General features: G+C 61.6%; 11 protein-coding genes and 1 pseudogene. 5 read left to right on the top strand and 7 right to left on the bottom strand.

The features are described from left to right. Positions 1-4: 4 nt before the first annotated feature. On the bottom strand, positions 5-1,729 hold the full coding sequence (gene ilvD, locus G5V57_RS27985) for a dihydroxy-acid dehydratase (RefSeq protein WP_165171549.1): 1,725 nt from the start codon (positions 1,727-1,729) through the stop codon (positions 5-7). Between the two features lie 236 nt (positions 1,730-1,965). On the opposite strand from ilvD, the gene G5V57_RS27980 reads away from it, so the two are divergent. Continuing rightward, on the top strand, positions 1,966-3,108 hold the full coding sequence (locus tag G5V57_RS27980; RefSeq protein ID WP_165171548.1) for a YjgN family protein: 1,143 nt from the start codon (positions 1,966-1,968) through the stop codon (positions 3,106-3,108). Between the two features lie 2 nt (positions 3,109-3,110). Further along, positions 3,111-4,187, top strand: a complete 1,077-nt coding sequence (locus G5V57_RS27975; RefSeq protein WP_165171547.1) for a M48 family metallopeptidase — start codon at positions 3,111-3,113, stop codon at positions 4,185-4,187. A 117-nt stretch (positions 4,188-4,304) separates the two neighbouring features. Here the strand turns inward: G5V57_RS27975 and G5V57_RS27970 are convergent, their stop codons facing one another. Both G5V57_RS27970 and G5V57_RS27965 read right to left on the bottom strand, forming a co-directional pair. Continuing rightward, positions 4,305-4,601, bottom strand: a complete 297-nt coding sequence (locus G5V57_RS27970) for a chorismate mutase (protein ID WP_165171546.1) — start codon at positions 4,599-4,601, stop codon at positions 4,305-4,307. Positions 4,602-4,624: 23 nt separating this feature from the next. Further along, complete coding sequence (locus tag G5V57_RS27965) at positions 4,625-6,769, bottom strand: ComEC/Rec2 family competence protein (RefSeq protein WP_165171545.1); 2,145 nt, start codon at positions 6,767-6,769, stop codon at positions 4,625-4,627. An 82-nt stretch (positions 6,770-6,851) separates the two neighbouring features. Between G5V57_RS27965 and gltX the strand changes: the two genes are divergently transcribed. The 3 genes from gltX (at position 6,852) to G5V57_RS27950 (ending at position 10,811) form a co-directional block, all read left to right on the top strand. Further along, a complete protein-coding gene (gene gltX / locus G5V57_RS27960) occupies positions 6,852-8,270 on the top strand; it encodes a glutamate--tRNA ligase (RefSeq protein ID WP_165171544.1) in 1,419 nt (472 codons plus the stop codon). Positions 8,271-8,336: 66 nt separating this feature from the next. Beyond that, entirely contained in the window at positions 8,337-9,668 is a 1,332-nt protein-coding gene (gltA, locus tag G5V57_RS27955; protein WP_371744659.1) for a citrate synthase, read from the top strand. A gap of 93 nt (positions 9,669-9,761) precedes the next feature. Beyond that, on the top strand, positions 9,762-10,811 hold the full coding sequence (locus tag G5V57_RS27950; RefSeq protein ID WP_206530110.1) for an AraC family transcriptional regulator: 1,050 nt from the start codon (positions 9,762-9,764) through the stop codon (positions 10,809-10,811). On the opposite strand, the gene G5V57_RS27945 is transcribed toward G5V57_RS27950, so the two are convergent. The 4 genes and pseudogenes from G5V57_RS27945 to G5V57_RS35440 all read right to left on the bottom strand — a co-directional run. Beyond that, the gene (locus G5V57_RS27945) at positions 10,812-11,837 is read right to left on the bottom strand and encodes an alpha/beta fold hydrolase (protein WP_165171542.1); all 1,026 of its coding nucleotides are present in this window, start codon (positions 11,835-11,837) and stop codon (positions 10,812-10,814) included. A gap of 326 nt (positions 11,838-12,163) precedes the next feature. Further along, positions 12,164-12,640 (bottom strand): 3-hydroxyacyl-ACP dehydratase FabZ, encoded by a 477-nt coding sequence (gene fabZ / locus G5V57_RS27940; RefSeq protein WP_165171540.1) that lies wholly within the window; start codon positions 12,638-12,640, stop codon positions 12,164-12,166. Positions 12,641-12,715: 75 nt separating this feature from the next. Further along, positions 12,716-14,881: an outer membrane protein assembly factor BamA gene (bamA, locus tag G5V57_RS27935; protein WP_165171538.1), complete on the bottom strand. Its 2,166-nt coding sequence runs from the start codon at positions 14,879-14,881 to the stop codon at positions 12,716-12,718. A 25-nt stretch (positions 14,882-14,906) separates the two neighbouring features. Next, a pseudogene (locus G5V57_RS35440) lies at positions 14,907-15,008 on the bottom strand (hypothetical protein); the annotation flags it as partial. Positions 15,009-15,161: the final 153 nt, after the last annotated feature.

The following is a 15,161-nucleotide window of genomic DNA, read 5'->3' as shown; positions in this document are numbered from 1 at the left end:
CCGATCATATGTCGGCGTAGCAAACACCTTCGTGTGATCCTCCGGGATGGGTCACTGCACCGCCCATAGCGGGTCCAACCTGCTGCGCATATTTCCACAGCGCGCCGGTTCCATAGCCATGCTCGCGCGGCTTCCAGTCCTTTTTACGGCGAGAAAGTTCCTCAACTGTGACATTCACGGCGAGTATCCCCTCCTCCGCGTCGATGGTGATGATGTCGCCATCCCTTAGAAGGCCGATCGGCCCGCCGAGCTGAGCCTCAGGCCCGACATGTCCGACGCAGAAGCCGCGCGTGGCGCCGGAAAAGCGCCCGTCCGTGATCAGGGCGACCTTGTCGCCCATGCCCTGGCCATAGATGGCCGCCGTGGTCGCCAGCATTTCGCGCATGCCGGGACCGCCGCGCGGGCCCTCATAGCGGATGACCAGCACATCACCTTCCTGGTACTGGCGTTTCGTTACCGCCTCGAAGCACGCCTCTTCCGTATCGAAGCAGCGGGCGGGACCGGAAAACTTGAGTGTCTTCATGCCGGCCACTTTGACGATCGCGCCTTCCGGCGCCAGATTGCCCTTGAGGCCGACGACGCCGCCCGTCCGCGTAATCGGTTCGTTGGCGGGTCGCACCACATCCTGGTCAGGATTCCACCTCACCTTGGCCATGTTCTCGGCCACCGTCCGGCCGGTGACGGTCAGGCAGTCGCCATGCAGGTAGCCGTGGTCGAGCAAGGTCTTCATCAGCAGCGGAATGCCCCCTGCTTCGAACATGTCCTTGGCGACATATTTTCCGCCCGGCTTGAGGTCGGCAATATAGGGCGTGCGCTTGAAGATCTCGGCGACATCGAAGAGGTCGAGTTTGATGCCGCATTCATGGGCGATGGCCGGCAGGTGAAGTGCCGCATTAGTGGAGCCGCCCGATGCCGCCACCACGGTCGCCGCATTCTCGAGCGCCTTCAAGGTCACAATGTCACGCGGACGGATATTGCGGGCAACGAGCTCCATCACTTTCTCGCCCGAGGCGAAACAAAATGTGTCCCGGATCTCGTAAGGAGCAGGCGCACCACAGGAGTAAGGCAGCGCCAAGCCGATCGCCTCCGCCACCGTCGCCATGGTGTTGGCGGTGAACTGGGCGCCGCAGGAGCCCGCCGAGGGACAGGCGACCTGCTCCAGCTGTTCCAGATCGGCATCATTCATGCGGCCGACCGAATGCATGCCGACGGCCTCGAACACGTCCTGAATGGTCACAGGGCGGCCCTTGAAGGTACCCGGCAGGATGGAGCCGCCATAGATGAAGACCGAGGGCACATTGAGCCGGACCATGGCCATCATCATGCCCGGCAGGGACTTGTCGCAGCCGGCGACGCCCACCAGCGCGTCATAACAATGGCCGCGCATGGTCAGCTCGACCGAATCGGCGATGCATTCGCGCGAGATGAGCGAAGCCTTCATGCCTTGATGGCCCATCGCGATGCCGTCGGTCACCGTGATGGTACAGAATTCACGTGCCGTTCCGTTGGCAGCTGCAACCCCACGCTTCACCGCCTGGGCCTGACGCATGAGTGAAATATTGCAGGGGGCGGCCTCGTTCCAGCAGGAGGCGACACCTACCAGAGGTTGATGAATCTGGGTCTGAGACAGGCCCATCGCGTAAAGGAAGGCCCGATGAGGGGCACGCTGTGGACCTTCGGTCACATGGCGACTGGGAAGTTTTGTTTTTGTTATGGTTTTGGCATCCATCGTCTGTCTAATCCGGCGCCCCTAGCCCACACACCCCTGTGTCCCGTTTTGGGCCTGCCTTCTGATCCGGCAGCTGCCCGGGCATAGCGTTATTGGCAAATTTGGGCGGATGGAAGGTTGATTGTGGCGAGCCCTGCGCCTTGCTTAACAAAAGCTCCGCTTGTGACATTTCTGCAACATTCTGTTACTCATACATGCGGGCTAGGGAAATCGGGCGACGGACGGCGAGGAATCTCATGGACTTGCGGGCGGTTGACGCGGAGGAGAACGGATTCGGAACGACCATTTCAATTAAATATATAGATAAACCGGGACTGGGGCGGATCGCCCTCCTGAACGCCCTGCTTTTTGTGGCAACCCTGACCCTCTACCGCTTCTGGGCGAAGACCAATGTGCGACGGCACATCTGGAGTTGTGTCCACATCAATGGCGAGCCTCTTGAATATACCGGGCGCGGGCGGGAGCTATTCCTGGGTGCACTCATCGTTTTCGGCCTGTTCTTCCTTCCGGTCATTCTGATCCTCGCGGTCTTGCGACTATCACTGGGACCGCAACACCCTCTGCTCGTCGTCTTCAACCTCTTCCTGTTTCTGATCTTCCTGCTGTTCTGGGGCATGGCGCTCTACCGTGCCCGGCGCTACCAGCTGTCGCGCACTTTGTGGCGCGGCATCAGGGGCGCCCTCGTCGGCTCGTCCTGGACGTTCAGCCTACTCTATTTCGCCACCAGTCTCCTGAGCTTCATGACGATGGGGTGGTCGACACCGGCGATGAATCTCAATCTGCAGGAACGCATGACCGGCGATATGCGGATCGGCACCATGCCCTTCCGCTTCAAGGGTCGCGCCGGGCCGCTTTATGGGGCCTATGCCCTGTGCTGGGTGATTTCCCTGGTCACGTTCATCCTTCTTACGCTGCTCCTCGTATGGGGTGTCTACAGCGCCTCAGGCGGATCGCTTCCGACGTTTCTGAGGGATTATGCCAAAACAGATGCTCCACCCAGCCAGACTGTCGTCATCGTGACGCTCCTCGCCTTGTTTGCCGGCTTCATGATCGTCAGCGCCCTGCTCGCGATGATCTGGACCTTCTACAGGGCGCGCGAGATGGCCATCTTTGCCTCCTACACGACGCTCGATCGAGTCCGCTTCCGCCTTGACGCCACGGGAGCGAGCCTCCTCGGCCTTGTTCTCGGCAATCTGCTTCTCGTCATCTTCACGCTCGGCATCGCCACGCCCTTTGCCCAGCAACGTCTGGTGCGTTATCTGTGCCGGCGCATCTCCATCCACGGGACTGTGAAAATCGATCGGATCATGCAATCGAGAGAACCCCTGGGCCGCACCGGCGAAGGCCTCGCCGATGCCTTTGATGTCGGAGGCATCTGAGCATGCACGCCGGAGCGCGTTTCTTCGACGGTGAGACAGCACGAGATCATGCCGTCACTCTCGAGCTGCTGCCGGAAGGGCTCGCCATCGAAGGGCCGGCGGTCGCGCGGCGCGTCTGGAGCTTCGCCGGCCTCATCGCCATCACCCCGATGCGCGCCGGCTATCCGCTGCGTCTCGGCCATGACGCCTTTCCTGGCGCGCGCCTCGTCGTCACCCAGGAGAGCTTTGCGCGGCAGCTCGTGCTGTCTGCGCCCCATCTCGCTGGCGCTCCCAATCTGAAACGCGCCGGACGCCTGGCGGCGATCATCGTCGCGTGCGCGCTATTCGCCATCGGGGTCACCTATGGCACCCTGTCCTATGCTCCGCAGGCGCTCGCTTTCGTATTGCCCGAAAGCTGGCGGGATAATCTCGCCGATCAGGTCGAGGCGACCTTCACCGGTAATGGCAAGCTGTGCGGCACCAGCGCGGACAATCCCCTCCTGCGCATACTCTCGGCGCGGCTGCAGGAGGATAATCCGGAGGCGCCGCCCTTCGAGCTCAAAGTCTACGACATCGATATCCTCAATGCCTTCGCGCTGCCGGGCGGTCGCATCATCATGACGCGCAAGCTGATCGATGCCGCCCAGGCGCCCAGCGAGGTCGCCGGTGTCCTCGCCCATGAAATCGGACATGTCTATCACCGCCATGCCGAAGCACAGCTCATCCGTGCCATGGGCATCGAGCTTCTGCTCCAGGTTATTTCGGGCGGTGGGGATTCGATCAGCGGCCTGGCCGGCCTCCTGGCCATCCTGCGCTATTCGCGCGACGCTGAGCGCGAGGCGGACGGCTACGCCCAGGACATGCTGATCAAAGCCGCCGTCGATCCCCTGGGGCTCAAGCGCTTCTTCGAAGAGATCAAGAAACTGGAGGGCCGGCAGGGCTCGGGCGGCGGCCTGTTCGGCGCGATGAGCGACATGATGTCGACGCATCCGGTAACGGACGAGCGCATTGCGGCGATCAAACCTCTGCCTCAAGGCGTCGTGGCGCGGCCGGTTCTCTCCGACGCCGAGTGGGCCGGTCTCAGGCAGATCTGCGAATAGTCCGGCTAGAGCAAATCCCGCCAAAGTTGAAGACTTTGGCGACAAGGATTTGCTCCAAGACATTGATCTGGCGCGAATCCTTTTCGGCGAAGTGATTACACTTCGCCGGGATGCGCGCTAGAGCCGGCGTTCCTCATAGGCAATGAACTGCTCGATCATCTCGCGCCAGATGGCGATCGCGAGATCAGGCTCGACATTTCCGTCCTCCGCGAGTTCGCGGATATGCGCAAGAACTTCATCGATCCTGGCCGGTATGCGCGCCGGCAGCTGCACCGAACGTTTGACCTCAATCACTTGCTCGACACAACGCTGACGCTTCGCCAGGAGAGCAATGAGTTCGGCGTCAATCCCGTCGATCCGCTGACGCAGTTCGGAAAGTACCCTGGTGGCCTTTTGATGATCCTGTTCCGTCATGGCCGAGGCATGCACGTTTCCAATTATTGGCGCGATGTGTCCTTGCGACGCGGTTCCGGCATGATGACCCACGGTCTTTCTCCCTGAAGGCCGCGTGCTGTCTCGACGCGGATGCCGTCCGCCTCGAAATAGAGTGCATGCGCACCCTCTCGCCAGACCGAGAAGCGGTCGACGCGCCATTTTACCGAACGGCATCGGCCGCGCAGAGGAAAGGCCGCCACGAGGATATCGGCTTCGGCACAAGGTAGCGTCATGTCCGGCCTCTCCCGGTCCACATAGACGACCCGGCGACCGTCGACCGTTGCGCCGCAGACGCCCTCCCCACAGCTCCAGCCCGGCCGGCGGGCCGCCTCGGCCGGTGTTACTTCGTCACCTTCCCGCCTGAGCCACAGGCTGGCGGCGAAACGCCCGCGGCGGGCGTGGACCGGCACCATGTCACCTGCCGCCATGCGAACAGCCACCGTCTTCGCCGCTCCCTCTATCTGAATATCAGGATCATCCCGTAATCCTATGAATATAAAAGACATTATGGCGAACGCTAAAGCAAATCCTCGAACTGGGCCGCGAGCGAGGCACAAGACGATCGCGGCCAATCCCAGGAGGATGGCGGTCACCCTGGGCAAGGTCGGGACCATGCCCTGCGCGGCGGGCAGGCGGCTTACCCAGTCGGAAACGGCCTGAACCCAGACGAGCCCCAGATCCATGGCCTGGAGCGGCCAGGATTCGAGGCCGAAGGGCATCAGGAGAACAGCCAGGACGGCCATCGGCATGACGACCAGGGACATGGCCAGAAAGGCCAGGAGATTCGCGATCAGGCCATAGGGCGCAAGCCGGCCGAAATGATAGGCGGCGGCAATCGATGACAGGCCGCCAGCAGCGAGCGAGGTGAAGGCGACTGCCCAGAAGTCACGAAAAGCGCGCCGCCAGAGACGCCCGATCAGTCCGCGACGAGTCTCTCCTTCGACCAGCCATTTGCTCCAGACCTCGTAGAAGGCGAGCAATCCCATGACCGCCAGGAAGGACATTTGAAAACTGGCGGTGAGTGCGGCCTCCGGGAAAAGCACCAGGATGATCAGCGCGGCTATGGCGAGATTGCGCATCGAGAGCGCCGGCCGGTCGGCAAGAATGGCGACGAACATGACCGCCAGCATTATGTAGGAACGCTGCGTCGCGACCGAAGCGCCCGCCAGCACCATATAGGCGAAGCCCATGACGAGTCCGGCGACGGCGGCCCATTTCTTGATCGGATAGGCGGTCGCGAGCGTTGGCGACAGGGCGAGCACCGCCCGCACCAGCGCGAAAAACAGGCCGGCCACCAAGGTCATATGGAGTCCCGAGATGGAAAGGATATGGGCGAGGCCGGAGGTCTGCAGGCTGTCATTCACCTCGGGCGGAATACTTCCTCTTTCGCCGGTGATCAGGGCTTCCGCGACGCCGCTCCGTTCAGGGGGGATCACCGCACGTATGCGCAGGCCGATCACATCGCGCAGCCCCTGCACCGCGGCCTTGAAGCGCAGCAGCCAGGCCGCATCCCTGCCGATACTAGCTATGTCGCCATAGAGCCGCCCGGTCGCGCCGATGCCTTGAAACCACAGGGTACGACCGTGATCATAGCCGCCCGGAATGGCCGGCGGTGGCAAGGGGAATAGCTGCGCCTTCGCCTTGATCACCTGCCCGGGCAATAGCCTCGTGCCGCCTGAAAGCGTGACGCGCGCATGGGACGGCAGGCGGGTGACGCCCTTCCCCTCAAGCGTCACGATGCGCAACACCGCCGCCCCGCGTCGGGGGCCGCGGACCTCGAAATCCTCGACCACGCCGGTGAGCATGACCTCGCCGGTCGGCGCGCGCAGTACCGGGCTCGCGACCCATTCGGTCCTGATCTTGGCCAGACTGAAGCCCAGGAGCGTCAGAAAGAGAACCGTCGCCACGGTGCCGCGTCGCAGCCACGCCAACAGGAATAGCAATACCAGGATAAGCGCAAGCACGGCGAATGCCGCGGGCGGCGGCTCGCGCGACAGGGCGAAATAGGACCAGATGCCGGCCAGCAGGCAGACGGGCGACCAGAGGAAAAAAGTTCCGGATTGCCGTGCGACAGCTGCCACCATCCAGGCGCGCCAGTCCGGCCGCTCCCGGGCCTCCGCGCCGACATCCTGAACCCAGTCCGCCACGCACCGCCCCTTACGTATGCGCGGCCACTATGCTAAGCCCCCGCGCAACATCCCAACCCTATCATTGCCAAGAAAGGCGGCCATGTCATCGTCCGTCATCACACGTTTTGCCCCCTCGCCCACCGGCTTCCTCCACATAGGCGGCGGCCGTACCGCGCTGTTCAATTGGGCCTATGCCAGGAACCGTGGTGGCAAGATGCTGTTACGCATCGAGGACACCGATCGCGAGCGCTCGACACCGGAAGCCGTTGACGCCATTCTCGACGGACTGACTTGGCTCGGCCTCGACTGGGATGGTGAGGTTGTGTCGCAATTTGCGCGCGCTTCGCGCCATCGCGAAGTGGCCGAAATCCTGCTCGCCAAGGGCCTCGCCTATCGCTGTTACTGCACGCCCGAGGAACTGCTGGCGATGCGCGAAAAGGCTGAAGCCGAGAAGCGCCCTCTGCGTTATGACGGCACCTGGCGCGACCGCGATCCGGCGACCGCGCCCGCAGGCATCAAGCCGGCAATCCGTTTCAAGGCGCCGCAACAGGGCGAGACCGTGATCGAGGATCATGTGCAGAGCCGCGTCGTGATCCAGAACAAGGAGCTCGACGACCTCATCATCCTGCGTTCCGACGGTAATCCGACCTATAATTTGTCGGTCGTGGTCGACGATCATGACATGGGTGTCACCCATATCATCCGCGGCTCCGATCATCTCACCAATGCGGCGCGCCAGACACAGATCTACAAGGCCATGGGATGGCACGTCCCGGAGATGGCGCATATCCCGCTGATCCATGGCGCCGACGGCGCCAAGCTGTCGAAGCGCCATGGCGCCCTCGGCGTCGAGGCCTATCGCGCCATGGGCTATCTGCCGGAAGCGATGCGCAACTATCTCGCACGCCTCGGCTGGAGTCACGGCGATGACGAGATTTTTTCGACCGAGCAGATGATCTCCTGGTTCGACCTCGATGGCATCGGCAAGTCGCCGTCGCGCTTCGATTTCGTCAAGCTCGAGAACCTGAACGGCCACTATATGCGTCAGACGCCCGACGCCGATCTGCTCGCCGCTTTCCTGGCTTTCCTGCCGCATGCGGCGGGTGGACCTGAAATGCTGGCGCGCATTGATAGCGACATGCGCGCCAAGTTGTTGCGCGCCATGCCTGGCCTCAAGGAGCGGGCGAAGACACTCCTCGAGCTCATGAAGAGCGCGCAGTTCCTGTTCGCCGAGCGGCCGATTGCGCTCGACGACAAGGCCAAGCAGATCATGGCGGATGGCGGCGTCGCGGCGCTTCGCGGCCTGCTCCCGATCCTCGAGGCGGCGGACTGGAACGTTCATAGTCTCGAAGCCGCCGTAAAGGCGCATGCGGAAGCGACCGGCACCAAGCTCGGAAAGCTGGCGCAACCCCTGCGCGCGACGATGACGGGAACCAATACATCACCTGGTATCTTCGATGTTCTCGACGTCCTGGGCCGCGAGGAATCGCTGAATCGTATTGCCGATGCGCTTAAGTGAGGTTGACCGTCATGGTGCAGTGCAATAAACTTCGGACATATAACGGATAACGGCAGGGACAGAAGTATGACAACAACAGCCGCGACCAAGAAAACCGAAGATGTGGCGCCAGCCTCCGCCACCCTCACCCTAGATAACAAAACGTATGACCTGCCGATCCGAAAGGGAACGGTTGGCCCCGATGTGGTCGATATCGGCCATCTCTATCGCGACGCCGGCGTGTTCACCTACGATCCGGGATTCACCTCGACGGCGGCGTGCGAGTCCGACATCACCTATATCGACGGCGATGCCGGCGTCCTGCTCTATCGTGGCTACCCGATCGAACAGCTCGCCGAGCATGGCGACTTCCTGGAGACCTGCTACCTCCTCTATTACGGTGACCTGCCGACGCCGGCGCAGCGGCGTGAATTCGAACATGCGATCACCATGCATACGATGATCCATGAGCAGATGGCGCGCTTCTATCAGGGCTTCCGGCGCGACGCGCACCCGATGGCCGTCATGGTCGGCGTGGTCGGCGCGATGTCGGCCTTCTATCACGACTCGACCGACATCAATGATCCCAAGCAGCGTGAGATCGCGTCCCGGCGCATGATCGCCAAGCTGCCGACGATCGCGGCGATGGCCTACAAATATCATATCGGCCAGCCCTTCATTTATCCGAAGAACGATCTGTCCTATGCCGCCAACTTCCTGCGCATGTGCTTCGCGGTGCCGTGCGAGGACTACAAGGTCAATCCCATCCTGGCACGCGCCATGGACCGCATCTTCATCCTGCATGCCGATCACGAGCAGAACGCCTCGACCTCGACAGTGAGGCTCGCAGGATCCTCAGGCGCCAATCCCTTCGCCTGCATCGCTGCCGGCATCGCCTGCCTGTGGGGACCAGCGCATGGCGGCGCCAATGAGGCCGCGCTCAAGATGCTGGAGGAGATCGGCGATCCCAACAAGATCCCCGACTTCATCTCGAAGGTGAAGGACAAGAGCTCGCATGTTCGGCTCATGGGCTTCGGCCATCGCGTCTACAAGAACTACGATCCGCGCGCCAAGATCATGCAGAAGACGGCGCATGAGGTCCTGGGCGAGCTCGGCATCAAGGACGATCCGCTTCTCGACGTGGCGCGCGAGCTCGAACGCGTCGCGCTCAATGACAGCTACTTCATCGAGCGCAAGCTCTATCCCAATGTCGATTTCTATTCCGGCATCATCCTGAGGGCCCTCGGCTTCCCGACCAGCATGTTCACCGTCCTCTTCGCGGTGGCGCGTACCGTCGGCTGGATCGCCCAGTGGAAAGAAATGATCGAGGATCCCTCGCAGCGCATCGGCCGCCCGCGGCAGCTCTATACGGGCGCGCCCAGGCGCGACTATGTGCCGATGAGCAAGCGCGGCAAGTAGCAGCTACCGAGGACGATTACTGATGGCCGGGTCGAAAGCCCGGCCATCATCTTTGCGGAACTGTGAATACCGCCGGCACAACGGAACGGCCTGATGCTCGCGATCCCACTCCCCTTTGTGATGGCTCTGTTGCTGGTCATCCTGTTGATCCGGATGATCGCTCACGGCGAGGCCACCCTGCGTCCGGCTCCCGTTTTCATAGGGACCTGTATTCCTCTGGTAACGATAGTCGGGTTGCGCTGGACCGTCGATCTCCAGATCGTGCGGTTCGTCCAGCCGGTCGTGGCGGCGGTGCTGCCGCCCATTGCGTGGCTCTGCTTTTCCGATCTCAGGCAAGCTGCTTCACACCAAAGATGGCTTCACTTTTTACCGGCAACTCTGATCCTGGTCCTGTCGGTCACCTGGCAAAATTGGCATCCGCCGATCGACTTTCTCCTTTCCCTGCTTTACTTCGCCTACGGCTTGTCCTTGATCCATCGTGCATATGCCGGACTGGATAGTTTCGAGAGGACACGCCTGAGCGATGCGGCCGGGGCGCAAAGGGCTGCGTTGCTGGCCGGGTCGCTGTTGCTGTTCTCGGGTGCGGTCGACCTTCTCATCGCCGCTGATTTTCACTTCTATCAAGGCAGCCATGCCGTCTCGATCGTCGGCATCGCCAACATCGTAACGCTGCCGCTATTGGCTTACGCGATCGCGATCATCGGCCGGAGTGTGCCGGAAGCCCGACCTTCCGGCGACAGAGCGGACGACACGCAAGACGACTTGCCTGCAAGCCCTGAAATCACGGCGTCGACACGCGATGACAATCGGAGCATCGCCGCCATCGAAACGGTCATGCGGGACAAGCAGCTGTTCCGCGATCCGGATCTGACGCTGACTCGCCTTTCGCGAAAGATCGGAATCCCGGCGCGTCAAATCTCAGCCGCCGTAAATCGCGCCCTCGGCCGTAATGTCTCGCAATTCGTCAACGAGTACCGGATCAAGGAAGCGCAGCGTTTGCTGGTGGAGACCGATATGGCGGTCACGTCTGTCATGTTCGAGTGCGGTTTCTATACGAAATCCAACTTCAACCGGGAGTTTGCGCGGGTCGCGGGCACGACACCGAGCGACTATCGTCGCTCGGCCGGGCCGTTGAATGCTTGACTATTTCGCCGGACTGGCTGTGACCAGAAACCCGATCACCAGATAGGCGATCACACGATGGATTTCCTCACGGGTTCGTGTGCCGCCATCCTTGCAGGCGACGCCATTGCCGGGCTCTTCCTTCTCAATCAGCGCAACGGCGCCCGGTTTGCAGAGTCCCATGAAGCTGAAATGCATGGCGTCGGGAATCTCGACGTAGGTGGATGACCTTTTCGGCAGGTGATCCGCGAGATAGCCAGATTCAAGCTTCGGGGGTAATCCGCCAATATCGATGCCCGCCGCGATCACGAGAGAGGGCACCTGCAAAGCCGCCAGGCTTTCGGGCGAAAACCCTCTGGCCAATCCAAGATCGAGCGATACGAAGGCTTTCAGGCGCGGGTCGCTCATGTCCCTCTCGAGTTCAGGCTGTCCGAGCCCGAGCTCCTTCTCGAGAACACAGACGCGAGGGCTGGTATTGTTCCGGCAATCCTTCTTAAATCGGTCGGTCTCGAAATGCGCGCCGGCCAGCGCCGTAACCGTCCAACCACCCAGGGAATGGCCGATGGCGGCAACTCGGCTCACATCGACTTCGCCTGCAAGGCTCGCATCCGCCGCCAAGGCGTCAATAACCCGGCTCAGGTCGCGCGGGCGTTCCCACAGCATGGCCGCCCGCCCAGGGTCCTGGTCGAATGTCGTCGTGCCGGGATGGTCCGGTGCAGCAACAATATACCCGTGCCTGCTGAGTTCCTCGGCCAGCCAGTTGAGATTACGCCAGCTGCCGCCATAGCCGTGCGACAGCACAACGAGGGGCTGGCTTCCCGGGGCCGGAGCGGCATCGCGGATCGCCGGAACTCCAAGGAAGGCACGATTCTCGCCGACAATGGCGGTTTCACCGTCACTATTCGTAGGATACCACATGCTGACATGCAGCGGCCGCTCTCCCCCCTTATCCAGGGTTGTTTCGCGAAATCCGACGGCGTCGGCGGCATGGGCGAATGTCACGGCGAGCAGCCAGAACCCCGCCGAGCAGAATGAACGTTTGATCATGTAAGCCTCTCCTTTGGAAATGAGCCGGGCTTTCATGAATCAACGACGTCGGCTTGGAGACCTCGAACACGATCTGGTACGCCCTACAGCATCGGACCGAAAAGCATGTGGTCGGGCTTGACCCGACCATGCGAAGCGGTTTTCGGATAATCCGATGCGCAAATCAAAGAGTTGGAGCGCCGGACCGATTCCATGTGAGCGTCCGGCGCTCTACGTGCATGTGCTCGGTACAATTTCGAGCCAGTTTCGTTCGGCCATGCCTCGAAAATCCTCTCGGAACAGGAGGATAGAGCGTCAGACGGATCTAGATCCGCAAGTAATGGTGTCTACTTGCCGCGCTCGTTCATGAGCATGGCGCCGATCTCGGCCTCGGCCACCTTCTTGCCATCGACGATCGCCTCGGCCGAATAGCGCCAGACCGGCGGGCGGCGCTGGATGAGCTTGACCGGGAAGCGCACCGTGTCGCCCGGCACCACCGGCTTGCGAAAGCGCGCCTTGTCGATCGACATGAAGAAAACCAGCTTGCCGGCATGCTCGTCGCCCAGGTGATTGAGCACCAGGGCGCCTGCCGTCTGCGCCATGCATTCGATGAGCAGCACGCCCGGCATGACCGGCCGGCCCGGGAAATGCCCCTGGAAGAACGGCTCGTTCATGGTGACATTCTTGATGCCGACGCCCGATTGCTCGCCGTCGAGATCGACCAGCCTGTCGATCAGCAGAAACGGATAGCGATGCGGCAGAAGCTGCATGATCCGTGCAATATCGGCGCTGGCCAGCGCTCTCGGTTCTCCAGTGTCAGGCATGCCGTACATCCTCAAACGACAACGGACGGCGAGGTGCCGTCCGTTGCAACATTTATAGCTTTGCCAATGCTCAGTCTAGAAGCGTGTGCCGACCGAGAAGCGGAACAGTTCCTCCTCGTCGTAACTGGCCTTGAGCAGCGGATAGGCCACGTCGACGCGCAGCGGGCCGAACGGCGACTGCCAGATGAGGCCGGCGCCTACCGACAGCCGGAAGGCCGGCGTGTCGTGGACCTTACATTCATCGGCATCGGGACCCGGCGGGCACAAGTCTGTGCCGGCAGGCACCGTATTTTCAGGTGCGTCGAAGACAGTACCGAAGTCGCTGAAGACCGCGCCTTCCAGACCGAACTCCTCCGGCAGACCGAGCGGGAAGGTCGTCTCGACCGTGCCGATGGCATAGGTCTGGCCGCCGATCGCATCCGAATCGCCGCGGGTATTATCCATGCGCGGGCCTACACCGCCGCGCTTGAAGCCGCGGAATGTGTCGGACCCCTTGAAGAAGCGGTCCTGGATCGGGATGTCGTCGCTGGTCGTCGGCACCATATAGCCGGCATTGGCCTCGAGCTTCAGAACAACGCCGTCGAACAGCAGCGGCATGAAGTAATAGGCCGAGGTGTCGATGCTGGCATAATAGACGTCGCCACCGAGGCCGGCGATTTCGACCACACCCTTACCGCGGAAGCCCTTGCTCGGCTTCGAGGGATTGTCGAGATCGTCATAGACATAGGCGCCGGTGACGGCCGACTTCCAGGTCACGCCCTCCGAATCCAGGATAGCGGGCGAAACATCGGCGTCATCAGGGATCGTGATGTCACGGCGCGCCAGCATGTATTTGAAGCTGAGCGACTGCCATTCATCGAGACGGAAACCGGTGCGCAGCGCGCCGCCATAGCGGGTGCTGTCATAGGCTGTCGTATCGGTGTTGCTCGAGTTGGTCGCGAAGAGATCGAAGCCCGCCGACAGCGGCATATCGAGGAAATAGGGTTCCGTGAAGCTGAAGTCGACCTGCTGACGGTCCCAGCTCAACTGCGTGTCGAGGCGGACATTCTGGCCGCGGCCGAGCAGATTGCGCTCAGTGATGCTGATGCCGCCGATGATACCGTCGGATGTGGAATAGCCTGCTGTCAGGTTCAGAGAGCCGGTCGACTTCTCGACCACCTCGACAATGAGCACAACCTTGTCGGGCGCCGAGCCCGGCTCCTCGCGCATGTCGATCTTCTCGAAGAAATCGAGAGCGGTCAGACGGCGGCGGCCACGCTCGACCAGCACGCGGTTGTACGCGTCGCCTTCGTACAGGCGCAGCTCGCGGCGGATCACCTCGTCGAGCGTGCGCGTATTGCCGATGATGTCGATGCGCTCGATATAGGTGCGCGGTCCCTCGGTGATGTTGTAGGTGATGTCGAGCTTGCGGTTGGGCTCATCCTTCTTGATGTCCGGCTCGACCTTGGCGAAGGCATAGCCCGACTTGCCGGCCTCGATCGTGATGTTCTCGACCGACTTGTCGACCTTCGTCGCATCGTAGTCTTCACCAGGGCTGAGCTGGACGGCATTGCGCAGCTGCTCCTCGTCGAGATTAGTGTCGCCCCTGTTCACGGCGACGCTGTTGACCGTGTAGAGCGGGCCCTCTTCGACTGTGAAGGTGATATAGAAGCTCTCGCCATCCGGCGAAAGCTCGGCATCGGCGGAAATGACGCGGAAGTCGGCGAAACCGTTCTTGAGATAGAAGCGGCGCAGCAGTTCCTTGTCGTAGTTCAAGCGATCGGGATCATAGCGGTCCGAGGTGGACATGAATTTCCACCAGGCATGCTCGGTCGTGGTAATCTGTGCGCGCAGGTCGCTGTCGCTGAAGGCCTCGTTGCCGACAAAGGTGATGCTCTTGACCTTGGTCTCGGCGCCTTCATTGATCTCATAGACGAGATCGATACGGTTCTGCGGCAGACGGATGATCTTCGGCTCGACGCGGGCGGAATAATAGCCCGAGCGGCGATATACGGCGATGATGCGCTGGACGTCGCTCTGGACCTTGGCGCGCGTGTACATCGTGCGCTCTTTGAGTTCGACTTCCTTTTCGAGATCCTTGTCCTTGACCTCGCTGTTGCCCTCGAAGTTCACCCGGTTGATCATTGGGTTCTCTTCGACGACGACGACGAGGTTGCCGCCACGGCGGAATATGCGGACGTCCGAGAACAGGCCGGTCTGGAACAGGCTCTTCAGCGATCTCGTCGATCTTCTCCGAATCAAACGGATCCCCGGCGCCGATCTGCATGTAGGAGAGGACGGTTTCCGTCTCGATGCGCTGATTGCCCTCGACGATGATGCGGCCAACGGTCTGCGCCTGGGCTGCTGGCACAAAACCCTGAGGCGCCATGACCGGCAGGGCAAAGGACAACACGCACGCAAAAACCGCGACAATGACTGACTTGTAACGCATTCCCTTGTATTCAATCCCCTGCTACGCGTCGTTCCCGAAGAATCCCCTCACCCGGGCTGCCGTTTTACGCTCTTTCCTAATGAATGCAAA

Source organism: Nordella sp. HKS 07 (assembly GCF_011046735.1).
Classification (GTDB): Bacteria; Pseudomonadota; Alphaproteobacteria; order Rhizobiales; family Aestuariivirgaceae; genus Taklimakanibacter.
Note: the sequence above shows the minus strand (reverse complement) of the source record. Positions and strands in the feature narration are given on the sequence as shown.

Bases quoted from the DNA above. Each gene is read 5' to 3' on its own strand.
- G5V57_RS27950 (WP_206530110.1), top strand. From the start codon at position 9,762: ATGCTCGCGATCCCACTCCCCTTTGTGATGGCTCTGTTGCTGGTCATC.
- gltX (WP_165171544.1), top strand. From the start codon at position 6,852: ATGTCATCGTCCGTCATCACACGTTTTGCCCCCTCGCCCACCGGCTTC.
- ilvD (WP_165171549.1), bottom strand. From the start codon at position 1,729: ATGGATGCCAAAACCATAACAAAAACAAAACTTCCCAGTCGCCATGTG.
- G5V57_RS27980 (WP_165171548.1), top strand. From the start codon at position 1,966: ATGGACTTGCGGGCGGTTGACGCGGAGGAGAACGGATTCGGAACGACC.
- G5V57_RS27970 (WP_165171546.1), bottom strand. From the start codon at position 4,601: ATGACGGAACAGGATCATCAAAAGGCCACCAGGGTACTTTCCGAACTG.
- G5V57_RS27945 (WP_165171542.1), bottom strand. From the start codon at position 11,837: ATGATCAAACGTTCATTCTGCTCGGCGGGGTTCTGGCTGCTCGCCGTG.
- G5V57_RS27975 (WP_165171547.1), top strand. From the start codon at position 3,111: ATGCACGCCGGAGCGCGTTTCTTCGACGGTGAGACAGCACGAGATCAT.
- fabZ (WP_165171540.1), bottom strand. From the start codon at position 12,640: ATGCCTGACACTGGAGAACCGAGAGCGCTGGCCAGCGCCGATATTGCA.
- gltA (WP_371744659.1), top strand. From the start codon at position 8,337: ATGACAACAACAGCCGCGACCAAGAAAACCGAAGATGTGGCGCCAGCC.